3 protein-coding genes and 1 pseudogene are annotated in these 26731 nt (G+C 68.5%); 3 read left to right on the top strand and 1 reads right to left on the bottom strand.

What is annotated here, in order from left to right:
* Position 1 precedes the first annotated feature (1 nt).
* The 3 genes and pseudogenes from OG332_RS41700 to OG332_RS41690 all read left to right on the top strand — a co-directional run bounded on the left by OG332_RS41700 (position 2) and on the right by OG332_RS41690 (position 25978).
* Entirely contained in the window at positions 2 to 14368 is a 14367-nt protein-coding gene (locus OG332_RS41700) for a type I polyketide synthase (protein ID WP_327418326.1), read from the top strand.
* A gap of 92 nt (positions 14369 to 14460) precedes the next feature.
* Positions 14461 to 25518 (top strand): annotated as a pseudogene (locus tag OG332_RS41695) (SDR family NAD(P)-dependent oxidoreductase); the annotation flags it as partial.
* A gap of 1 nt (position 25519) precedes the next feature.
* Positions 25520 to 25978: a nuclear transport factor 2 family protein gene (locus OG332_RS41690; protein ID WP_327418324.1), complete on the top strand. Its 459-nt coding sequence runs from the start codon at positions 25520 to 25522 to the stop codon at positions 25976 to 25978.
* On the opposite strand, the gene OG332_RS41685 is transcribed toward OG332_RS41690, so the two are convergent.
* Positions 25972 to 26652, bottom strand: a complete 681-nt coding sequence (locus OG332_RS41685) for an alpha/beta fold hydrolase (RefSeq protein WP_327418323.1) — start codon at positions 26650 to 26652, stop codon at positions 25972 to 25974. The two genes, OG332_RS41690 and OG332_RS41685, sit on opposite strands and share 7 nt — an antisense overlap.
* Between the last annotated feature and the right edge of the window lie 79 nt (positions 26653 to 26731).

Raw genomic sequence — 26731 nt, 5'->3', positions numbered from 1 at the left:
CATGACGCAGGAAGAGCAGCTCTTCACCTACCTCAAGCGCGTCACGACTGACCTTCAGCGGACGAAGGAACAGCTCGCAAAGGTGGAGAACCGCGATCGCGAGCCCATCGCGATCGTGGCGATGGCGTGCCGCTACCCCGGTGGGGTGACCGCACCGGAGGAGCTATGGAACCTGGTTTCCTCCGGCGTCGACGCCGTCTCCTTCTTCCCGGAGAACCGCGGGTGGCCGCTGTCCGACCTCTTCGGCGACGACCCAGACGTCCCGGGTACCACCTATTGCCGTGAGGGCGGGTTCCTGCACGACGCAGCGGAGTTCGACGCCGGCCTCTTCGGCATCTCCCCCCGCGAGGCACTGGCGATGGACCCCCAGCAGCGGCTGTTGCTGGAAACCTCCTGGGAAACCTTCGAACGTGCCGGCATCAACCCACGCTCACTACGCGGCAGCCGCACCGGCGTCTTCACCGGCATCATGTACAACGACTACGCCGCCCGCTTCACCCACGCCCCCGAAGAAGCAGCCGGACACCTCGGCAACGGCAGCGCAGCCAGCATCGCCTCCGGCCGAATCTCCTACACCTTCGGCCTCGAAGGCCCCGCCGTCAGCATCGACACCGCCTGCTCCTCGTCCCTCGTCGCCCTCCACCTCGCAGCCCAAGCACTACGCAACGGCGAATGCACCATGGCCCTCGCCGGCGGCGTCACCATCATGTCCACCCCCACCACCTTCATCGAATTCAGCCGCCAACGCGGACTTTCGGCGGACGGACGGTGCAAGGCCTTCTCCGACTCCGCCGACGGCACCGGCTGGGGCGAAGGCATAGGACTCCTCCTCCTCGAGCGGCTGTCCGACGCCCGCCGAAACGGCCACCCCGTCCTCGCCGTAATGCGGGGATCCGCCGTGAACCAGGACGGCGCCTCCAACGGACTCACCGCACCCAACGGCCCCTCCCAGCAACGCGTCATCCAGCAGGCACTCGCCAACGCCGGCCTCACCCCGGCGGACATCGACGCCGTCGAAGCCCACGGAACCGGCACCCGCCTCGGCGACCCCATCGAAGCCCAAGCACTCCTCGCCACCTACGGCCAAAACCGCGAAACACCCCTCTGGCTCGGATCGGTGAAATCGAACATCGGCCACACCCAAGCCGCCGCCGGCGCCGCCGGCATCATCAAAATGGTCCAGGCCATGCACCACGGCGTCCTCCCCCGCACCCTCCACGTCGACCAGCCCACCACCGAAGTCGACTGGACCACCGGCGCCGTCGAACTCCTCACCGAAAACCAGCCCTGGCCCGACACCAACCACCCCCGCCGGGCAGGCATCTCCTCCTTCGGCGTCAGCGGCACCAACGCCCACATCATCATCGAACAACCCCCCACCGACGACACCGAAGAAGCTGACACCAGCACCCCCACCACACCGACCACCCTGCCCGTGGTGCCCTGGGTGCTGTCCGCGAAGACGCCCCAAGCACTCACCGAACAAGCCCAACGCCTCACCAACCACCTCACCGACGACAGCAACCCCCTCGACATCGCCTACGCCCTGGCCACCACCCGCGCCACCTTCGAACACCGCGCCGTCATCATCGGCAGCACCCTCGACACCCTGCGCACCGGACTCACCACCCCCACCATCCAGGACACCGCAGAACCCACCGGCAAAACCGTCTTCGTCTTCCCCGGCCAAGGCTCCCAATGGGAAGGCATGGCCACCGAACTCCTCAACACCTCAACCGTCTTCGCCGAATCAATCGCCCGCAGCGCCGACGCCCTCGCCCCCTACATCGACTGGTCCCTCACCGACGTACTACGCGGCGAACCCAACGCTCCAAGCCTCGACCGCGTCGACATCGTCCAACCCGCCCTCTGGGCCGTCATGATCGCCCTCGCCGACACCTGGCACGCCATGGGCATCCACCCCGACGCCGTCATCGGCCACTCCCAAGGAGAAATCGCCGCCGCCTGCGTCGCCGGCATCCTCACCCCCACCGACGGCGCCCGCATCGTCGCCCTCCGCAGCCAAATCATCGCCCAACACCTCGCCGGCAAGGGCGCCATGGCCTCCATCTCCCTCCCCGCCGACACCCTCCACACCCACCTCACCCACCACCCCACCCTCGACATCGCAGCCCTCAACGGCCCCAACACCACCGTCATCGCCGGCCCACCACACGACCTCGAAAACCTCCTCACCACCCTCGAAAACAACGGCACCCACCTCCGCCGCATCCCCGTCGACTACGCCTCCCACACCACCGCCGTCGAAACCATCAAAACCCAACTCCACCAAGCCCTCACCCCCATCACCCCCCACCAAGGCCACACCACCTTCTACTCCACCGTCACCGCCACCCCCCTCAACGGCACCGACCTCACCCCCGACTACTGGTACCAAAACCTCCGCAACACCGTCCGCTTCCACCCCACCATCCAAACCCTCCTCACCCACGGCCACACCACCTACATCGAACCCAGCCCCCACCCCGTCCTCACCGCCCCCATCCAAGAAACCTCCGACACCGCCCACGTCCAAGGCACCCTCCGCCGCCACGACGGCACCCACACCCGACTCCTCACCTCCGCCGCCCAAGCCTGGACCCACGGCCTCCCCATCACCTGGACCACCCACCTCCCCCACCACACCACCCACACCACCCACACCCCCCTCCCCACCTACCCCTTCCAACACCACCACTACTGGCTCGACGGACCGGAACGCCTGCCCAACGTCACCCCGCAGGACAAGACGGAGCAGAAGTTCTGGCAGACGGTGGAAGCCGAGGACGTCGACCTGCTGGCGACGATGCTCGCGGCCGGCGACCGCCGAGAGGAGCTGCGCCCGGCACTGTCTCTGCTTGCGGACTGGCGTCGCAGCCAGGTCACTCGCTCCGCAGTCGACGCATGGCGGTACCAGATCAGTTGGCGCCCGCAGCCTGGCTCCCACAAGTCGGCGCCGGACGGCAGGTGGCTAGTGGTTGCCCCGGACAACCACTCCGATCTTCCGTGGGTCGCCGCGGCGCGTGCAGTACTGGGCGGGGCCGACGTCACCACCCTCGAGGGCCTGACCACACAGATCACCGCCGTCGAGTACACGGGCGGTGTCCTGTCCCTGCTCGCGCTCGGCGCTCGCCCGGCAGAGGACACTCTGGCATTGCTGCAAGCTGCGGCGGGCACGGGCTTGGCCGGACCGGTCTGGTGTGCGACGTCCGGCGCCGTTTCCGTCGGCCAGTCCGACCGCATCAGGACGCCGGAGCAGGCCGGGGTCTGGGGGCTCGGGCAGGTGGCGGGGCTGGAGCACCCGGATTGGTGGGGTGGACTGCTCGATCTACCGGAAGAGCCCGACGAGCGGGCGACAACCCGGCTGGCGGCCGTGCTGGCCGGCACGTCCGAGGACCAGGTTGCGGTGCGCGCCTCAGGCGTGTTCAGCCGACGCTTGGCTCGCACGCCGTCCGCCTCCTCGGAAAAGACCTGGGACACGTCGGGTGCGGTACTGGTCACCGGTGGGACGGGAGCCCTGGGGGCGCATGTCGCGAAGTGGTTGGCCAGCACCGGCGTCAGCCATCTCGTACTCACCAGCCGCCGGGGTCCTGCGGCCTCCGGCGTCACCGAGTTGCTGGCGGATCTGGAGCAGCGGTCTCCCGGTATCCGGGTGGACGTCGTCGCTTGCGACGTCGCCGACCGCGAAGCGCTGACGGAGTTGCTGGCCACGACCGGCAAGGAGGTGACGGCCGTATTCCACACGGCGGGTGTCGGCACCACCGCGTCACTCGTGGACACCGGGGCCCAGCTGCTGGCAGAGGCGTACGCTGCCAAGGCCCTGGGGGCGCGGAACCTCGACGAGGCGTTCGCAGACGTCGAGCTCGACGCGTTCGTGCTGTTCTCCTCCGGCGCCGGGGTGTGGGGCGGGGCCAGCCAGGGCGCGTACGCTGCGGCCAACGCCTACCTCGACGCGCTCGCCCGGCACCGCCGTGACCGCGGCCTGCACGCGCTGTCGATCGCGTGGGGCACCTGGGGTGGCGACGGCATGGCCGCCCAGGGCGCTGCTGCGGAGTCGCTGCGGCGCATCGGTCTGCCTGCGATGGAACCGGTTCTGGCGGTCGAGGCTCTGCGGCGCTCGCTGGACATCGACGACACCACCGTCGTGGTCGCGGACATCGCCTGGGAGCGTTTCGCGCCGACCCTCAGCTCGGCCCGTCGCCAGCCGCTGATCAACGACCTGGCAGAGGCGCGTGCCGCACTGGACGGTGTCGCCGGGGACGAGACGGCAGCCGACGAAGGCGGCCTGCGGCAGCGCCTGTCCTCACTGACCGCCGGTGAGCAGGATCGCACCCTCATCGACCTCGTGCGCACCGAGGCCGCCTCGGTGCTCGGGCACACGCAGTGGCGAGAGGTGGCGCCGCACACCGCGTTCCGGGACCTCGGCTTCGATTCTCTGACCGCCGTTCAACTGCGAAACCGACTCAAGACGGCGACCGGGCTGTCACTGGCCGCCACCGTGGTCTTCGACCACCCTTCGCCGGAATCCCTGGCGGCCCAGCTCAAGCGGCAGCTGCTCGGTGCCGAGCCGCAGTCGGCCGTCGCCCACGCCTCTCTCTCTGCCGCGGACGATCCCATCGTGATCACCGCAATGAGCTGTCGCTTCCCCGGCGGCGCCGACACTCCCGAGCGGCTCTGGGAACTGATCGCCGACGGCCGTGACGCCGTGTCGGACTTTCCCACTGACCGGGGCTGGGACCTCGAAGGGATCTACGACCCTGAGCTGAGCCGTCCTGGCACCACGTACGCGCGGGAAGGGGCATTCGTCGACGCCGCCGGCTTCGACGCCGCCCTGTTCGGCATCTCGCCGCGCGAGGCGCTGGTGATGGACCCGCAGCAGCGGCTGTTGCTGGAGATCTCCTGGGAGGCCTTCGAGCGGGCCGGAATCGCGATCGAGGACCTGCGCGAGAGCCAGACGGGCGTGTTCGTCGGAGCCGCCACCTCACACTACGTAGGGGGCGCCGCCGGCCAGAGCGCCGAAGGCTACGTCCTCACCGGCGCCTCCACCGCTGTCATCTCCGGACGTATCGCGTACTCCTTCGGGCTCGAAGGGCCGGCGGTGACCATCGACACCGCGTGCTCGTCGTCCCTCGTCGCCCTGCATCTCGCGGCCCAGGCCTTGCGCAGCGGTGAGTGCTCGCTCGCGCTCGCGGGCGGGGTGACCGTCATGGCGACCCCGGCGGCGTTCGTGGAATTCAGCCGTCAGCGCGGGCTGTCCGCCGACGGCCGCTGCAAGGCGTTCTCGGACGCGGCGGACGGCACCGGCTGGGGCGAGGGTGCCGGCGTCATGGTACTGGAGCGCCTCTCGGATGCCCGGCGAAACGGTCACCCCGTCCTCGCCATCGTGGGTGGCACGGCCGTGAATCAGGACGGTGCCTCCAACGGCCTCAGTGCCCCCAACGGCCCCTCCCAGCAGCGCGTCATCCAGCAGGCACTCGCCAACGCCGGCCTCACGCCGGGGGACGTCGACGCCGTCGAAGCCCACGGAACCGGCACCCGCCTCGGCGACCCCATCGAAGCCCAGGCCCTCCTCGCCACCTACGGCCAGGACCGTGAGACACCCCTCTGGCTCGGATCGGTGAAGTCGAACATCGGCCACACCCAGTCCGCGGCGGGTGCGGCGGGTGTGATCAAGATGGTGATGGCCATGCGCCACGGCGTGCTGCCGCGCACGCTGCACGTCGACGAGCCGACATCACACGTCGACTGGTCGACAGGTGCCGTGGAACTGCTCACTGAAGAGCGGCAGTGGCCGGACACCGACCGGCCTCGCCGGGCGGGTGTGTCGGCATTCGGTGTGAGTGGCACGAACGCACACGTGATCCTGGAACAGGTGCCCGAGACCGTTGAGGAGCCGGCCGAGCAGCCCGCCGCTCCGACCACCCTGCCGGTCATCCCCTGGCTGCTCTCCGGCCGGGATCAGGCGGCACTGCGCGCGCAGGCAGCGCGCCTTGCCGCCGAACTGCCCGAGGACGCCTCAGTACTCGACGTCGGCTACTCGCTGGCCACCACCCGCACAGCGTTGGCCGAACGAGCCGTACTCGTGACGGGCGACACCCCCGAGCGCCTGCGGGCACTCACCGCATTCGCCAACAACGAGCCCGCCCCCACCGTCATCACCGGCCGCGCCACCGACAACAACCGCCTCGCCATGATCTTCTCCGGCCAAGGCACCCAACGCCACGCCATGGGCCAACAGCTCTACAACACCTACCCCGCCTACGCCGACGCCTTCGACACCGCCTGCGCCGCCATCGACCCCCACCTCCCCCACCCCCTCCACGACATCATCTTCGGCACCAACAACACCGACCCCGAACTCATCAACCAAACCCAATACGCCCAACCCGCCCTCTTCGCCCTCCACACCGCCCTCTACCGACTCTGGGAATCCTGGGGCATCCACCCCACCACCCTCACCGGCCACTCCATCGGCGAAATCAGCGCCGCACACATCGCCGGCATCCTCACCCTCAACGACGCCGCCACCCTCATCACCACCCGCGCACGCCTCATGCAAACCCTCCCCCCCAACGGCACCATGGCATCCATCAACCTCCCCGAAACCGACGTCCTACCCCTCCTCGAGGACTACACCGGCCAGATCGCCATCGCCGCCATCAACAGCCCCACCAGCCTCGTCATCTCCGGCGACAAAACAGCCGTCAACACCATCACCGAACAAGCCCGCCAAACAGGCCACCACACCAAACAACTCCACGTCTCCCACGCCTTCCACTCCCCCCTCATGGAACCCATCCTCAACGAATTCCGCACCACCCTCGAACAACTCACCTACCACCCACCCACCATCCCCCTCATCTCCACCCTCACCGGCCAACCCATCACCCCCACCACCATGGCCACCCCCGACTACTGGATCCAACACGCCCGCAACACCGTCCGCTTCGCCGACGCCATCACCACCCTCACCAACCAAAACCACACCACCTACCTCGAAATCGGCCCCAACACCACACTCACCCCCCACCTCCCCACCAACACCCACCCCACCCTCCACCACAAACACCCCGAAACCCACACCATCACCACCACCCTCGCCCACCTCACCACCCAAGGCACCAACCCCAACTGGACCACCTACTACAACCACACCCACCCCCACACCACACCCCTCCCCACCTACCCCTTCCAACACCACCACTACTGGCTCGAGCAGACCTCGTCCGAAGCCGTAGACACCGCCACGACCGGGTCCGATTCCCAGTTCTGGGAGGCCGTCGAGCGCGAGGACTTCGCGGTACTGGCCGAGGCGCTGCGGATACCGGACCAAGCGCTCACGGCGACCCTCCCCGCACTCGCCCAGTGGCGTCGCCGCCAGCGTGAACAGTCCGTCGTGGACTCGTGGCAGTACCGTGTCTCCTGGACTCCGCTTGCCTCCAACACGCCCCGGCCGCCTGCGGGATCGTGGCTCGCAGTGGTGCCGGCCAGCCATCGTGACGATCCTGTCGTGGAGGCAGTGCTCGCCGCCCTGCGCGACGGGGGTGCCGAACTCCGGGTCGTCCACGGCACCGAGGTGGGCGACTGCGCCGACCTCACCGGTGTGCTCTCGTTCCTCGCCTTCGACGACGAACCCGATGAGGTGCACCCGGTCCTGTCGCGCGGACTCGCCGCCACGGTCGCCCTGGTCAAGACGCTTCAGGCTGTCGGGTTCTCCGCTCCGCTGTGGTGCCTGACCCGCGGCGCGGTGGCGACCGGACGCTCTGAGAGGCTGGGCTCCGCGGCACAGGCCCAGGTATGGGGTCTCGGCCGCGCGGTCGCCCTCGAGTGGCCCCAGGGCTGGGGCGGCCTCATCGACCTGCCCGCGTCGCTCGACCGGCGCGCGCTCATGCGCCTGCTCACCCTGCTCGCCGATCGGTCCGCCGAGGACCAACTCGCCCTGCGTGCCTCTGGAGTGTTCGCCCGTCGGCTGACCCCGGCTCCGCATGGCGGCGATGGCGCCGAGTGGACCCCACGCGGCACCGTCCTGATCACGGGCGGGACCGGAGCACTTGGCACCCACGTGGCCCGTTGGTTGGCGGGAAAGGGAGCCGAGCACCTGCTGCTGGTGAGCCGCCGTGGCGCGGACGCTCCGGGCGTCGCGGAACTGGAGGCGGAACTGACCGCCCTGGGCGCGGCCGTGACCATAGCCGCGTGTGACGTCACCGACCGCGTTGCGCTCGCGAACCTGCTTGCGACGATTCCCGAGGACCGGCCGCTGACCGGCGTCGTCCACACGGCCGGTGTCGGCCAGCTGACCTCCCTGGAGGAAACCGGAATCGGCGAGTTCGCCCGGATTGTGGGAGCGAAGGCCGCCGGTGCCGCGCACCTCGACGAGCTCACCACCGACCGGAAGCTCGACGCCTTCATCCTGTTCTCGTCCGTCTCGGGTGTCTGGGGCACCGGCGGGCAGGCAGCTTACGGAGCCGCCAACGCCTACCTCGATTCGCTCGCGCAGCGGCGCCGGGACCGGGGCCTGGTCGCGACCTCCGTCTCCTGGGGGCCATGGGCCGAAGGCGGGATGGCCGTGGGGGAGGCCGGGGAGTTCGCGCGTCGACGCGGACTGCCGGCAATGTCACCGGAGCTGGCGGTCTCGGCGCTGGAACACGTCCTCCACAAGGGGGAGACGTGTGTCACCGTCGCCGACGTACGGTGGGATGTCTTCCTTCCCACGTTCACCTCCACCCGCCCCAGCCCCTTACTGTCCGATTTCGCGCCCGTTGAGGACGAGCAAGCGGAAATCGGGCCGCGTCATCGGTTGTCCGCGCTCGCCCCGGACGAGCGGCGAGCTTGGCTGCTGACCACGGTCGTCACCGAAGCGGCGGCGGTACTCGGGCACGCCACCTCCGGCGATGTCGAGACCGACCGCGCGTTCCGCGACATGGGCTTCGACTCGCTCACCGCCGTGGAACTGCGCGGCAGGCTCAGCAGCATGCTCGGGGTCACGTTGCCCGCAACCCTCGTCTTCGACCACCCGACACCACAGCAACTCGTGTCCCACCTGGCGTCCCACTTCGGCGACGAGCAGCACGTTGTGGCACCCGCGCACACACCTGCTGCCGAAACCGACGAGCTCCTGGCGATCGTCGGCATGAGCTGCCGCTACCCGGGAGGCGTGCGCACTCCCGAGGACCTGTGGAACCTCGTACGCGAGGGCAGCGACGCCATATCACCGTTCCCCACCGACCGCGGCTGGGACCTGAGCGCTCTGTTCGACACGGCGCCGGACACGTCGGGCAGCAGCGTCACCACCTCTGGCGGCTTCCTCTACGACGCGGCGGAGTTCGACGCCGAGTTCTTCGGCATCTCCCCCCGCGAAGCCCTGGCAATGGACCCGCAGCAGCGGCTGTTGCTGGAATCCGCCTGGGAGCTGTTCGAACGATCCGGGATCAACCCGCGCACGCTGAGTGGGAGCCGGACCGGTGTGTTCATCGGCGGCAACGGCCAGGACTACGTCTCGCTGTTGGGTGATGGTGTCCAGGGCACCCAGGGATATCTCCTCACCGGCAACACGACGAGCGTCATCTCCGGTCGAGTGGCGTACGCCCTTGGGCTGGAGGGGCCGGCGGTCACCGTGGACACCGCCTGCTCCTCGTCCCTCGTCGCCCTCCACCTCGCAGCCCAAGCACTACGCAACGGCGAATGCACCATGGCCCTCGCCGGCGGCGTCACCATCATGTCCACCCCCACCACCTTCATCGAATTCAGCCGCCAACGCGGACTTTCGGCGGACGGACGGTGCAAGGCCTTCTCCGACTCCGCCGACGGCACCGGCTGGGGCGAAGGCATAGGACTCCTCCTCCTCGAGCGGCTGTCCGACGCCCGCCGAAACGGCCACCCCGTCCTCGCCGTAATGCGGGGATCCGCCGTGAACCAGGACGGCGCCTCCAACGGACTCACCGCACCCAACGGCCCCTCCCAGCAACGCGTCATCCAGCAGGCACTCGCCAACGCCGGCCTCACCCCGGCGGACATCGACGCCGTCGAAGCCCACGGAACCGGCACCCGCCTCGGCGACCCCATCGAAGCCCAAGCACTCCTCGCCACCTACGGCCAAAACCGCGAAACACCCCTCTGGCTCGGATCGGTGAAATCGAACATCGGCCACACCCAAGCCGCCGCCGGCGCCGCCGGCATCATCAAAATGGTCCAGGCCATGCACCACGGCGTCCTCCCCCGCACCCTCCACGTCGACCAGCCCACCACCGAAGTCGACTGGACCACCGGCGCCGTCGAACTCCTCACCGAAAACCAGCCCTGGCCCGACACCAACCACCCCCGCCGGGCAGGCATCTCCTCCTTCGGCGTCAGCGGCACCAACGCCCACATCATCATCGAACAACCCCCCACCGACGACACCGAAGAAGCTGACACCAGCACCCCCACCACACCGACCACCCTGCCCGTGGTGCCCTGGGTGCTGTCCGCGAAGACCCCTCAAGCACTCACCGAACAAGCCCAACGCCTCACCAACCACCTCACCGACGACAGCAACCCCCTCGACATCGCCTACGCCCTGGCCACCACCCGCACCACCTTCGAACACCGCGCCGTCATCACCGGCAGCACCCTCAACACCCTGCGCACCGGACTCACCGCACTCGCCAACAACGAGCCCGCCCCCACCGTCATCACCGGCCGCGCCACCGACAACAACCGCCTCGCCATGATCTTCTCCGGCCAAGGCACCCAACGCCACGCCATGGGCCAACAGCTCTACAACACCTACCCCGCCTACGCCGACGCCTTCGACACCGCCTGCGCCGCCATCGACCCCCACCTCCCCCACCCCCTCCACGACATCATCTTCGGCACCAACAACACCGACCCCGAACTCATCAACCAAACCCAATACGCCCAACCCGCCCTCTTCGCCCTCCACACCGCCCTCTACCGACTCTGGGAATCCTGGGGCATCCACCCCACCACCCTCACCGGCCACTCCATCGGCGAAATCAGCGCCGCACACATCGCCGGCATCCTCACCCTCAACGACGCCGCCACCCTCATCACCACCCGCGCACGCCTCATGCAAACCCTCCCCCCCAACGGCACCATGGCATCCATCAACCTCCCCGAAACCGACGTCCTACCCCTCCTCGAGGACTACACCGGCCAGATCGCCATCGCCGCCATCAACAGCCCCACCAGCCTCGTCATCTCCGGCACCACCACCGCCGTCAACACCATCACCGAACAAGCCCGCCAAACAGGCCACCACACCAAACAACTCCACGTCTCCCACGCCTTCCACTCCCCCCTCATGGAACCCATCCTCAACGAATTCCGCACCACCCTCGAACAACTCACCTACCACCCACCCACCATCCCCCTCATCTCCACCCTCACCGGCCAACCCATCACCCCCACCACCATGGCCACCCCCGACTACTGGATCCAACACGCCCGCAACACCGTCCGCTTCGCCGACGCCATCACCACCCTCACCAACCAAAACCACACCACCTACCTCGAAATCGGCCCCAACACCACACTCACCCCCCACCTCCCCACCAACACCCACCCCACCCTCCACCACAAACACCCCGAAACCCACACCATCACCACCACCCTCGCCCACCTCACCACCCAAGGCACCAACCCCAACTGGACCACCTACTACAACCACACCCACCCCCACACCACACCCCTCCCCACCTACCCCTTCCAACACCACCACTACTGGCCACGCGATACGGCAGCACGGAGCCGCGGCGATTTCTCCGGGCACCCTCTGCTGACCTCGGTAGTGCAACTCGCGGACAGGGACGGGTTCGTCCTGGGGAGCAGGCTCTCGCTGGCGTCGCAGCCGTGGCTCGGAGACCACACGGTCATGGGCAAGGTCCTGTTCCCGGCCACGGGTTTCGTCGAACTTCTTCTGCATGCCGCTCAGCTGACCGGGCTGCAAGGCTTCGACGAGCTCACGCTGGAGCGCCCGCTGGTGCTGCCGGAGACCGGTGCGGTGCAGATTCAGCTCGCCGTGGCGCCACCGGATGACGCAGGCCGCCGAGTGGTGACCGTCCACTCGCGGCTCGACGGGAACGACTCCGAGTGGCACCAGAACGCGACGGCCGTACTCGGTACAGGTCACGTCACCGGGCGGGGTTTGACGGTTTGGCCGCCGTCGGATGCCGTAGAGATCGCGTTGGACGACATCTACGCGGAGTTCGCAGCGGCGGGGCTCGACTACGGCCCGTTCTTCCAGGGGCTGCGGTCGGCGTGGAAGACGGGCGAGGACGTCTTCGTAGAGGTGGGGCTACCGGACGGTGCGCTCATGCACGCCGATGGTTTCAGCATGCACCCCGGTCTGCTGGACTCCGTGCTGCACGGCGTCGGTGTGGGCCGGCTGTTCGGTGAAGACGGTCGTGCGCGGCTCCCGTTCTCCTGGCACGGCGTCACACTCCACGCGACCGGTTCCCCGGTGCTGCGTGCCCAGCTTTCACCCGCCGGTACGGATGCGGTCAGCTTGCACATCGCCGATGCGGCGGGGAGCCCGGTCGCAACGATCGAGCGTCTGGTGATGCGCGAGGTCCCGCGTGACCAGATCGCCGGTGCTGCGCCGCGTTCGCTGTACGAGCTGGCCTGGCTTCCGCTCGGGACCACTGCGAAGCCGGACGGTCCGGTCCTGGCGGACCACGGTGCCGCCGACCAGGGGAGCGCCACGCACGTCGTCCTCCGGGCCGAGCAGGGTCAGGACCCGGACGCCGCCGCCGCGCTCACCGCTTCCGCGGCGGTGCTAGAACACATACGGGCCTGGTCTTCGGAGCAGACCCTGGTGGTCGTCACGACGAACGCGGTCGCGTGCGGTGGCAGCGTCCCGGCACCCTCGGGTGCGGCGATCTGGGGTCTGGTCCGTGCGGCGCAGGCCGAACTTCCCGGGCGCCTGGTGATAGTGGACGTCGACGGCGACGACAGGTCCTGGAGCGCCTTGCCCGACGCACTGGCCAGTGGTGAAGCACAGATGGCACTGCGCCGCGGAGAAGCCCACGTCCCGCGCCTCGTACCGGTGACCGGCACCCACGAGAGCCCCAGCTGGGCGAACGCCACGGTTCTCCTCACCGGAGCCTCCGGCGCACTTGGAACGATCATCGCCCGCCACCTCGCACACGAGCACGGTGTACGTGATCTGCGTCTGCTCAGCCGGAACGGCGACGCCGTGGATCCGACAGGCGGGGACGGGCTCGTCACCCAGGTGGCGTGCGACCTGACCGACCCTGACCAGATCGCCGAGGCCGTCGCCACGATTCCGACCGATGTTCCGCTCGTCGTCGTCCACTGCGCGGGCACCCTCGACGACGCGACGCTCAGTGGCCAGACCCGTGAGCGACTGGAACGGACGTTCACTCCCAAGGCCACCGCCGCCTGGCTCTTGCACTCCCTCACCGCACACCACAACGTCACGGCCTTCGTCATGTTCTCCTCCGCAGCCGCCACCCTCGGCTCGCCCGGCCAGGCCAACTACGCCGCCGCCAACGCCTATCTCGACGCGCTGACGCACCACCGTACGGCCTCGGGGCGTCCCGGTATCAGCCTCGCTTGGGGCATGTGGGACACCGGCATGGCCGGCGCGCGCGGCAAGACGGACAGGGACAGGCTGGCCGGCACTGGCATCGAGTTGATCGACGAGGCCGACGGCACCGCCCTGTTCGACGCTGCGCTGACGGCGGGCGGCCCGTTCGTCGCGCCCCTGCCGCTGAACAAGGCGGCTCTGCAGCGCCGTGCGGCCGAGCAGATGCTCCCGCCGGTCATGCGGAACCTGGTCCGTTCACGGGCACGGGCGAGTGCCACCGCGAGCGTGTCACTCGCCGACGTGCTGCGGGGACTCCCCCCGCAGGAGCGGCGCGACCGGCTCACGGACGTCATCCGCAGCCGCATGGCCGCGGTGATGGGGCACGGCTCCGCTGAGGCGATCTCCATGGACAAGCCTTTCACCGATCTCGGCTTCGACTCGCTGATGGCCGTCGAGTTCCGAGGAGCGCTCGACACCGCCACAGGACTTCGGCTACCCGCGACGCTGGTCTTCGACCACCCCACGCCCGCCGCACTGTACGACCACCTGAGCTCCCGGCTGCTGCCTGGAGACGAGCCATCCACTCCTGATGCCGTCTTCACCGAGCTCGATCGGCTGGAGTCCGCGCTCGGGGCCATCGAGCCGACAGACGCTCAGGGCACTCAGATCAAGAACCGCCTACGCACGCTGCTCAGCAGGTGGGAGAGCGCCGGAACCACCGATCGCACCGGCGACGAACTCGCCGAGGCGAATCTCGAAGACATGTTCGGAATCATCGACGAAGAGTTCGGCTTCTCGGACGGGGACGACGCACGGTGAACGACGAAAAGACGCTCCAATACCTCAAGCGGTTGACCAACGAGCTGCGTGAGGCGCGGCAACAGCTGCGGTCAGCCGAGGAGCGGAGCCACGAGCCGATCGCGATCGTCGGCATGGCCTGCCGCTATCCCGGAGGCGTCGGCACCCCGGAGGAGCTGTGGCGGGTGGCCTCGGAGGGCGTGGACGCCATCGGCGGATTCCCGCTCAACCGCGGCTGGGACCTGGACGCACTGAGCACGGGCAAGGCTGGCAGCAGCGACACCCACCAGGGCGGATTCCTTTACGAAGCAGCGGAGTTCGACGCAGGCTTCTTCGGCATCTCGCCCCGCGAAGCCCTGGCGATGGACCCCCAGCAGCGCCTGCTCCTGGAAACGACCTGGGAGGCCGTCGAACGCTCCGGCATCTCTTCGGACGCGTTGCGGGGCAGCCGAACCGGTGTGTTCGTCGGCGTGATGTACCACGACTACGCCTCCCGCCTGCCCAAGATCCCCGATGTCGTCGAGGGCTACCTCGGCACCGGCAACTCGGGCAGCATCGCGTCCGGACGGCTCGCCTACACGCTGGGACTCGAAGGTCCGGCGGTCACCATCGACACCGCCTGTTCCTCCTCCCTCGTCGCGCTCCACCTCGCGGTACAGACGCTACGCCGCTCCGAGTGTTCGCTGGCGCTGGTCGGCGGTGTGACCGTCATGGCGAGTCCTGCGCCGTTCATCGACTTCAGTCGGCAGCAGGGACTCTCCTCCGACGGACGGTGCAAGGCCTTCTCCGACTCCGCCGACGGCACCGGCTGGGCCGAAGGCGCCGGCATCCTGCTGGTCGAGCGGTTGTCGGATGCGCGCCGTAACGGCCACCCCGTCCTCGCCGTCATACGCGGTACGGCCGTGAACCAGGACGGCGCCTCCAACGGACTGACGGCACCCAACGGCCCCTCACAGCAACGGGTCATCCGTGATGCGCTCATCGACGCCGGCCTTCGCTCCAACCAGATCGACGTCGTCGAGGCCCACGGAACCGGCACCCGCCTCGGCGACCCCATCGAAGCCCAGGCCCTCCTCGCCACCTACGGCCAAAACCGCGAAACACCCCTCTGGCTCGGATCGCTGAAGTCGAACATCGGCCACACCCAGGCCGCCGCCGGCGTCGCCGGCATCATCAAAATGGTCCAGGCCATGCACCACGGCGTCCTCCCCCGCACCCTCCACGTCGACCAGCCCACCACCGAAGTCGACTGGACCACCGGCGCCATTGAACTGCTCACCGAAAACCAGCCTTGGCAACCACAGGACGAGCGCCGTCGTGCGGGCGTCTCCTCGTTCGGGTTCAGCGGCACCAACGCCCACGTCATCCTCGAAGAACCCCCCGTAGACGACAGCAACGACAACGAGGCCGAGCAGCCCGCCGCTCCGACCACCCTGCCGGTCATCCCCTGGCTACTCTCCGCGAAGACCCCTCAAGCACTCACCGAACAAGCCCAACGCCTCACCAACCACCTCACCGACGACAGCAACCCCCTCGACATCGCCTACGCCCTGGCCACCACCCGCACCACCTTCGAACACCGCGCCGTCATCACCGGCAGCACCCTCAACACCCTGCGCACCGGACTCACCGCACTCGCCAACAACGAGCCCGCCCCCACCGTCATCACCGGCCGCGCCACCGACAACAACCGCCTCGCCATGATCTTCTCCGGCCAAGGCACCCAACGCCACGCCATGGGCCAACAGCTCTACAACACCTACCCCGCCTACGCCGACGCCTTCGACACCGCCTGCGCCGCCATCGACCCCCACCTCCCCCACCCCCTCCACGACATCATCTTCGGCACCAACAACACCGACCCCGAACTCATCAACCAAACCCAATACGCCCAACCCGCCCTCTTCGCCCTCCACACCGCCCTCTACCGACTCTGGGAATCCTGGGGCATCCACCCCACCACCCTCACCGGCCACTCCATCGGCGAAATCAGCGCCGCACACATCGCCGGCATCCTCACCCTCAACGACGCCGCCACCCTCATCACCACCCGCGCACGCCTCATGCAAACCCTCCCCCCCAACGGCACCATGGCATCCATCAACCTCCCCGAAGACCAAATACAACCCCTACTCGAAAACCACACCCACAACGTCGCCATCGCCGCCATCAACAGCCCCACCAGCCTCGTCATCTCCGGCGACAAAACAGCCGTCAACACCATCACCGAACAAACCCGCCAAACAGGCCACCACACCAAACAACTCCACGTCTCCCACGCCTTCCACTCCCCCCTCATGGAACCCATCCTCAACGAATTCCGCACCACCCTCGAACAACTCACCTACCACCCACCCACCATCCCCCTCATCTCCACCCTCACCGGCCAACCCATCACCCCCACCACCATGGCCACCCCCGACTACTGGATCCAACACGCCCGCAACACCGTCCGCTTCGCCGACGCCATCACCACCCTCACCAACCAAAACCACACCACCTACCTCGAAATCGGCCCCAACACCACACTCACCCCCCACCTCCCCACCAACACCCACCCCACCCTCCACCACAAACACCCCGAAACCCACACCATCACCACCACCCTCGCCCACCTCACCACCCAAGGCACCAACCCCAACTGGACCACCTACTACAACCACACCCACCCCCACACCACACCCCTCCCCACCTACCCCTTCCAACACCACCACTACTGGCTCAACTCCACCGAAACACCCAGCCCGTCCGGGGCGGATCACCCGCTGTTGGCGGAAGTGATCACTCTCGCGGACGACGACCGGATGGTGCTGACCGGTACGATCTCGGTGGCGTCGCACCCCTGGCTCGCCGACCACTCCGTGCACGGCGCGGTCCTGTTCCCCGGTGCCGGTTTCGTCGAGCTCGCGCTGCACGCCGGACAGCAGACCGGACACCCTCACATCGCCGAACTCACCCTCAACGCCCTGCTGTTGCTGCCTGACGACGGCACGGTGCACCTGCAGATGCTGCTCAGTGAGCCCGATGCCGACGGTCGACAGCTGACCGTGTACTCCCGTAGGACGCCCGACGACGTCTGGACGAAGCACGCCGAGGGACGGCTGACATCCGCCGCTGTCTCGCCGGCCGACGACCTCGTCGCGTGGCCGCCTGCCCATGCCGTCCCGCTGGACATCGGCGGCTTCTACGAACAGCTCGGAGCGCTGCGGTACGGGCCCTTCTTCCAAGGACTCCGATCAGCCTGGGAACGTGACGGAGTGATGTTCGCCGAGGTCGCACTCGACGACAGCCAGCAGGCGGACACCGACCGGTTCGGCGTCCACCCGGCGCTCCTCGACTCCGCGCTGCACGCCATCGGACTCGGGGCGTTCCTGGAGGATCCGGCCTCCTCCGTGCCGTTCGCGTGGACCGGCGTGTCCCTCCACGCGGTCAGTGCACGGCACTTGCGGGTCCGGCTGTCCCCGGCCGGTTCGGATGCAGTGTCGCTGCTACTCGCAGACTCAGCCGGGCATCCCGTCCTCACCGTCGATCGCCTGCGCCTGCGTCCGCTGCTGCAAGAGGGTGCAGCCCCGTCCCGTGACGACTCGCTCTTCCGTACTCACTGGACCCCTGTGCCGCAGCGCCGCTCTCCCCACCAGTGTGTATTGGTCTCCGCGCTGGACGAACTCGACGGCCTGGAGGGACCGGCCCCTGATGCCGTACTGATGCCGTTCCGCTCATCGTCTCCCGAGGGCGCGGCCGTCGAAGCGCTCGCTTTGACCCAACGGTGGTTGAGGGACGAGCGGTTCACCTCCACCAGTCTGGTCCTGGTCACCAGCGGCTCCCTCCTGCTCGACACGGACATGTCGGACGACTCGGCCCGAGCACTCGCCAACGCTGCGGTATGGGGTCTACTGCGGTCCGCGCAGTCCGAGCACCCGGACCGTTTCGCGCTCGTCGACGCGGAGGAGTTCGGACCGTCGTTGGTGGACGCGTGGCGTTCCGACGAACCCCAGATCGCGCTGCGGAACGGACAGGCCTACGTACCGCGCCTGGTGCGAGCCTCTTCGGAGAAATGCGCCGCCCCCCGCTGGGCCGACGGCACCGTCTTGATCACGGGGGCGACCGGCGCATTGGGTACCATCATCGCCCGCCACCTCGTGCACACCCACGGCGCCCGCGATCTGCTCCTGCTGAGCCGCGGTGCCCTCCCCGACGACCTACGTGCCGAACTCAGCAGTGCAGGCGCCCACGTCGAGCACATCGCCTGTGACGTCAGCGACCCGGTCCAGCTCGCCCAAGCTCTGGAAGGCCGACCGCTCAACGCGGTCGTGCACTGCGCGGGCGTCCTCCACGATGCCGTCCTCACGAGCCAGACCCCTGAGCACATTCACGAGGTGTTCGCTCCGAAGGCCACGGCCGCCCGGCATCTGGACGATCTCACTCGGCACCTCAACCTGTCGGCCTTCGTCCTCTTCTCCTCGGCAGCGGCTACCCTCGGCTCGCCCGGCCAGGCCAACTACGCCGCCGCCAACGCCTGCCTGGACGCATTGGCACAGCATCGCTCGAGCCTTGGGCACCGCACCGTCAGCCTCGCCTGGGGTATGTGGGACACCGGCATGGCCGCGTCACACGTGCGGAGGGCGGGGATGCCGCCCCTGCGTGAGGAGGAGGGGCTGCGCCTGTTCGACGCCGCCGTTATGTCCGATAGCAGCGTCCTGGTTCCCGTGCACCTCGACGCCCGCGCCTTCGCCGGCTCTGGCGGAACCGTTCCGGCGCTGCTGCACAGCCTCGTTCCGGCACCCCGTCGCCGCGCGGCGCACGGATCGGCCGAGGCGACGCTCACCGACCGGTTGCAGCGATTGTCGCGCGAGGAACAGGACTCGACGCTGCTCACGCTGGTACGCGCCCAGGCAGCCTCGGTGCTCGGGCACGTCAGTCCGGAGGCGATCGAGGCGGACTTGGCGTTCCGCGACATCGGCTTCGACTCGCTCACGGCCGTCGAGTTCCGCAATCGTCTCAACACCACGACCGGTCTCAGCCTCCCCGCGACGCTCGTCTTCGACCACCCGACACCTCTCGCCCTCGTCAACCATCTAAGGGCCAGCCTCTTCGTCAGCGACGCCAAGGACCTTGTGTCGGCCACCGTCCGCGCCACCGAAGACGACCCGATCGTCATCGTGGGCATGGCGTGCCGCTACCCCGGCGGGGTGACGGCACCGGAGGAGTTGTGGAGGCTCGTCCACTCCGGCAAAGACGCCATCTCGGCATTTCCGGTCAACCGTGGCTGGGACACGGCAGCGATCTACAGCCCTGACGTGGACTCGTCCGGTACCACCTATTGTCGTGAGGGCGGGTTCCTGCACGACGCAGCGGAGTTCGACGCCGGCCTTTTCGGCATCTCCCCCCGCGAGGCACTGGCGATGGACCCCCAGCAGCGGCTGTTGCTGGAAACCTCCTGGGAAACCTTCGAACGTGCCGGCATCAACCCACGCTCACTACGCGGCAGCCGCACCGGCGTCTTCACCGGCATCATGTACAACGACTACGCCGCCCGCTTCACCCACGCCCCCGAAGAAGCAGCCGGACACCTCGGCAACGGCAGCGCAGCCAGCATCGCCTCCGGCCGAATCTCCTACACCTTCGGCCTCGAAGGCCCCGCCGTCAGCATCGACACCGCCTGCTCCTCGTCCCTCGTCGCCCTCCACCTCGCAGCCCAAGCACTACGCAACGGCGAATGCACCATGGCCCTCGCCGGCGGCGTCACCATCATGTCCACCCCCACCACCTTCATCGAATTCAGCCGCCAACGCGGACTTTCGGCGGACGGACGGTGCAAGGCCTTCTCCGACTCCGCCGACGGCACCGGCTGGGGCGAAGGCATAGGACTCCTCCTCCTCGAGCGGCTGTCCGACGCCCGCCGAAACGGCCACCCCGTCCTCGCCGTAATGCGGGGATCCGCCGTGAACCAGGACGGCGCCTCCAACGGACTCACCGCACCCAACGGCCCCTCCCAGCAACGCGTCATCCAGCAGGCACTCGCCAACGCCGGCCTCACCCCGGCGGACATCGACGCCGTCGAAGCCCACGGAACCGGCACCCGCCTCGGCGACCCCATCGAAGCCCAAGCACTCCTCGCCACCTACGGCCAAAACCGCGAAACACCCCTCTGGCTCGGATCGGTGAAATCGAACATCGGCCACACCCAAGCCGCCGCCGGCGCCGCCGGCATCATCAAAATGGTCCAGGCCATGCACCACGGCGTCCTCCCCCGCACCCTCCACGTCGACCAGCCCACCACCGAAGTCGACTGGACCACCGGCGCCGTCGAACTCCTCACCGAAAACCAGCCCTGGCCCGACACCAACCACCCCCGCCGGGCAGGCATCTCCTCCTTCGGCGTCAGCGGCACCAACGCCCACATCATCATCGAACAACCCCCCACCGACGACACCGAAGAAGCTGACACCAGCACCCCCACCACACCGACCACCCTGCCCGTGGTGCCCTGGGTGCTGTCCGCGAAGACCCCTCAAGCACTCACCGAACAAGCCCAACGCCTCACCAACCACCTCACCGACGACAGCAACCCCCTCGACATCGCCTACGCCCTGGCCACCACCCGCACCACCTTCGAACACCGCGCCGTCATCACCGGCAGCACCCTCAACACCCTGCGCACCGGACTCACCGCACTCGCCAACAACGAGCCCGCCCCCACCGTCATCACCGGCCGCGCCACCGACAACAACCGCCTCGCCATGATCTTCTCCGGCCAAGGCACCCAACGCCACGCCATGGGCCAACAGCTCTACAACACCTACCCCGCCTACGCCGACGCCTTCGACACCGCCTGCGCCGCCATCGACCCCCACCTCCCCCACCCCCTCCACGACATCATCTTCGGCACCAACAACACCGACCCCGAACTCATCAACCAAACCCAATACGCCCAACCCGCCCTCTTCGCCCTCCACACCGCCCTCTACCGACTCTGGGAATCCTGGGGCATCCACCCCACCACCCTCACCGGCCACTCCATCGGCGAAATCAGCGCCGCACACATCGCCGGCATCCTCACCCTCAACGACGCCGCCACCCTCATCACCACCCGCGCACGCCTCATGCAAACCCTCCCCCCCAACGGCACCATGGCATCCATCAACCTCCCCGAAACCGACGTCCTACCCCTCCTCGAGGACTACACCGGCCAGATCGCCATCGCCGCCATCAACAGCCCCACCAGCCTCGTCATCTCCGGCACCACCACCGCCGTCAACACCATCACCGAACAAGCCCGCCAAACAGGCCACCACACCAAACAACTCCACGTCTCCCACGCCTTCCACTCCCCCCTCATGGAACCCATCCTCAACGAATTCCGCACCACCCTCGAACAACTCACCTACCACCCACCCACCATCCCCCTCATCTCCACCCTCACCGGCCAACCCATCACCCCCACCACCATGGCCACCCCCGACTACTGGATCCAACACGCCCGCAACACCGTCCGCTTCGCCGACGCCATCACCACCCTCACCAACCAAAACCACACCACCTACCTCGAAATCGGCCCCAACACCACACTCACCCCCCACCTCCCCACCAACACCCACCCCACCCTCCACCACAAACACCCCGAAACCCACACCATCACCACCACCCTCGCCCACCTCACCACCCAAGGCACCAACCCCAACTGGACCACCTACTACAACCACACCCACCCCCACACCACACCCCTCCCCACCTACCCCTTCCAACACCACCACTACTGGCTCAACTCCACCGAAACACCCAGCCACCCCACCACCGGACTCGACACCACACACCACCCACTGCTCTCCGCTGTGATCTCCGACGCGGACGTGCTCGTGTTCTCGGGCCAGCTCTCGCTCGCCACCCATGCGTGGTTGGCCGACCACGCGGTCGGCGACAACGTCCTGCTGCCCGGCACTGCGTTCGTCGATCTCGCACTGCACGCCGGTGAGGAGTCTGGCTGCCAGATACTCGACGAGCTCACGCTGGAGACGCCGCTGGTGATTCCCGAGCATGCCGCCGTCGACCTGCGGCTCGCCGTCGGGGTGTCGGACACCGACGGCCGGCGCCCCGTGCGGATCCACTCTCGCCCGTCGGGATCGGTGGAGCCGTGGACCCGTCACGCGACTGGTGTCCTGACGGTCTCTGCCGAGGCAACCGAGGAGCAGGAGCACACCGAGCCGTGGCCGCCGCGGAACGCCGTGCCGGTAGACCTGGATTCCGTGTACGAGCGGTTGGAGGAGAAGGGACTGCGTTACGGCACCGCCTTCCGCGGACTGCGCGCCGCGTGGCGGTCCGGAGAAGAGGTGTACGCCGAGGTGTCGCTCCCCGAGCAGGCACGGGCCGGGGCGGAACAGTACGTCGTGCATCCCGCTCTGCTCGACTCCGCGCTGCACGCGGTGGGTCTCGGAGACTTCGTCGACTCCACGGCGGCCCGGGCGAGCCTGCCGTTCGCCTGGAGCGGGGTGCGGATGACGGCTCCGGGTGCGGAGACGCTGCGAGTGCGGATATCGGCTGCGGGCAAAGATGCCGTGGCCCTCCACATGAGCGAGGTGGACGGACGGCGGGCCGGCACGATCGGGCGGCTGACCCTTCGGCCACTGCCCGACCTGGCGGAGACCGGGTCGAGCCGATCGCTGTACGAAGTGAGCTGGGGTCGGCTCCCCGCATCGCAGGGCGCCACCGGCATCGTGCGTTGGGCGGTGCTCGGCGAGGAAGCGTCCTGGCTGACCGGTGCTGGTGGCCACGTGACGTCGGTGGAGTCGTACGCCGACCTCGCTGCGCTGCGTACGGCCGCGGACGGGTCGGGAGAGGTACCGGACGTGGTCTTCCTCCCGGTCGTGCCCGACACCGACGGCGCCGTGCCGGCCGCTGCCGCCGACCTGACGAAGCGCATCCTGGGATTCCTTCAGTCCTGGCTGGCGGACGAACGGTTCGCGGCCAGCCACCTCGTGCTGACGACGTGGGGCGCAACCGGCGCGGCAGTCACGACCATCACCGCGGCGCCGGTCTGGGGCCTCGTGCGCGCAGCACAGGCCGAGTACCCCGGACGACTCACGCTGGTCGACTCGGACGCTCCGACAGTGGACGCACGCGCCCTGGCCGCGGTGCTGGCCTCGGGCGAACCGCAGGCGGCGATCCGCGGGGGTCTCGTGGAGGTGCCCCGTCTGACACCGGTCACGGGACCGGCGGCCGCGACGGCGGCGCCGTTCTCCAACGGGACGGTGCTCGTCACCGGGGCGTCCGGCGCGCTCGGCCGGGCCGTCGCCCGGCATCTCGTCGCGGTGCACGGCGCTCGGGACCTGCTCTTGCTCAGCCGCCGCGGGAAAGCCGCTCCGGGTATGCCGGAGCTTCTCGAAGAGCTGGCAGAGGCAGGGGCCGAGGTGGTCGCACATGCCTGCGACGTGGCCGATCGGACGGCACTCGCAGCCGTGTTGGCCGGCCGCCGGCTCGGTGCGGTCGTGCATGTCGCAGGTGTCCTCGATGACGGTGTGCTGGCGTCGCTCACTCCGGAACGACTCACCGGCGTGCTTCGGTCCAAGGTCGACGCCGCCTGGAACTTGCATGAGTTGGCGCAGGACCACGACCTTGACGCCTTCGTGCTGTTCTCCTCGGCTGCGGGCGTCCTCGGCTCTGCCGGGCAGGCCAACTACGCCGCGGGCAACACCTTCCTCGACGCACTCGCCGCCCACCGCGCCGCGGCAGGTCTTCCCGGCACATCGCTGGCCTGGGGCCCGTGGGACGACGGCATGGTCGCCGACCGCCGTCGGCTGGAACGGGGAGGGGTGGTCCCGTTCTCGATGCAGGAGGGGCTGGCGATGTTCGACGCCGCGCTGCATCGGCCGGACCCACTGCTCGTACCGATGCGCCTCGACACCGCGGCACTGCGCGCCGCAGGCGACCTGCCACCCATCTGGCACGGGCTGGTGCGGCCGAAGCGGGACCGACGCGTATCGCAGACCGACGGCGGGGATCTGCCCACGCGGCTGGCCGGCCTTTCCGTCGAGGAACGGGAGAAGGTCCTGGCCGAGCTGCTCCGTGGCGAGGTGGCCACGGTGCTCGGGTACGTCTCGGTCGAGGAGGACCGGTCGTTCACGGAGTTGGGCTTCGACTCGCTCACCGCAGTGGATCTACGGAACCGGCTGGAGCGGTTGACAGGGCTGCGGTTGTCGACAACAGTCGTGTTCGACCACCCGACGCCTCCCGCGCTCACGAGCTTCCTGCTCAACGAGCTGTCCGACACGGGAACCGGTAGCAACGACGCTCCCGCTCCCAGTACGACGGACACCCTCGGCGCCCTCTTCCGGCAGGCCTGCGCGGCGGACCGGATCGACGAGGGCATGGAGCTGGTCCGCCTGGCGGCGCACTTCCGTACCGTCTTCGAAACCAGCGAAGACCTCACACAACGGCCTCACCCAGTACCACTGACGCGCGGCCCGCGCACCACCTTGATCTGCTTCCCCGCCGTGGTCGCCATGTCCGGAGCCCACCAGTACGCGCGCTTCGCGGGCGCGCTGCGTGGAGTCCGGGACACTGTCGTCCTGCCGGAGCCGGGATTCGTCGCTGGGGAGCTCCTTCCGGCCGATGTGGACGTCCTGGTCGAGATGCAGGCTCAAGCGGTCCTTGAGCAGGCGGGCGGGGAGCCGTTCGCGCTACTCGGATACTCATCCGGCGGCTGGATCGCCCATGCCGTCGGCGAGCGTCTGGAAAAGGCGGGCCACCCGGCGGCGGCGGTAGTACTCGTCGATACGTACCTGCCGCGCGAGATGAACCCGCGGCTCCAACAGGCCTTCACCGGGGGCCTGTTCTCGCGGCGTGAGCAGTTCGTGTCGATGGACCACGTGTCGTTGACCGCGATGGGCGGATATTTCGAGGCGTTCGGCGATTGGGAGCCGCTCCCGGTCGCAACCCCCACGCTCTTCGTCCGCGCGGCGGACGCCCTGCCGGACGTGACGGGCGTTCCGTTGGCCGACGACGAATGGGGGCCGGGCTGGTCGCTCCACGATGCGGCCGTCCCCGCCCCCGGTGACCATTTCACGATCATGGAGGAGCACGCGGACTCCACCGCTGGCGTGGTCAACGAATGGCTCACCACTCTTGAAGAAACCACAGACGACCGGGATACCCGGCGCAACGAACAGGAGAACTGAGATGGTTGAGATCACCCCCGAACTGGTCGCCGCCGCGTACCAGGCGGTGAGCTCCGGTGACCGTGAGAAGACCGCGCTGTACTGGTCGGAGAACCTGCGCTTCCTGGCTCCGGGTAACCACGCACACGCCGGCTGGCGTCTCGGCATCGACGACTTCATGGCGTACGTGCAGGCGATGCTGGAGGCGTCCGGCGGGTCGTGGGCCATGCAGCCCATCACGCTGCTGATCAACAACGAGGACGGCTACTCGATCGACGCCAATAAGATCCACGCGGTGCGTGCCGGGGCTCCGGAGGGCGCCACGTCGCCGTTCGACGTGCTCGACATCTCCGGGGTGCAGATGCTCAAGTGGGAGAACGGCAAGGTCGTCGAGGGGTACGGCGGCATCTTCGGCGACGGCGGGACGAACTACAGCCAGTGGTGGTCGCCGATCAGCGGTGATGGCGAGCGCCGTTACTGATCACGGAGGTAGACTGCGATCGCCACGCCCATCTCCGGTGCGGCGATCGCGGTCGAGTGGTCGCCCGGCACCACGGTGTGGCTGCCGGCGGGCAGCGCGGCGGCGAGCGCCTCGGTGGACCGGACACGGTCGTCGTCGGCACCCGCCACCACGAGCGTCGGTATCTGAATTCGTGTCACCGTCTCGGTGGGAGTGGCGATGACCGTGTCCAGGACCCGCAGGAGTGCGACCGGGTCACCCCCGATGGATCTGAGCCACTGCTCCACCTTCCATTCGGCGGTGCCGGGTTCGAAGGTGCCCAGGCCCGTGCACACGCGCCGGACCAGCACGCTGACGCTGCCGCCGCCCTCAGCAGTGATCTGTTCCATGCCCTGGCCGGCGACGACGGCACGCCCGGGTGTGGCGCCGCGGGCCAGCATGCGGACCACGGTCCGCCCGCCCAGCGAGTATCCCGCGAGGTCGTAATCGGCGAGTCCGAGGTGCTCGACGAGCGCGAAGGCGTCGTCGGCCAGCACGTCACGCGGGTAGCTCCCGGGATCGTGCGGTCTGGCACTGTCGCCGTGTCCCCGCAGGTCCGGCATGATCACCCGGTGGCCGAGTGCGGCGAGCGCCGCGGCGTGGCCGGGGCGGACCCACTGGTGGGTCGCGAGCGAGAAGAATCCGTGCAACAGCACCAGAGGTCGCCCCTCACCCACCTCCCGGAAAGCCAGTCGCGCGTCGTCATGACCGGGGAAATAACGCACAGGGAGAAGC

The organism is Streptomyces sp. NBC_01233, assembly GCF_035989305.1.
GTDB lineage: Bacteria > Actinomycetota > Actinomycetes > Streptomycetales > Streptomycetaceae > Streptomyces.
This window is presented reverse-complemented; position numbering and strand designations above follow the sequence as displayed.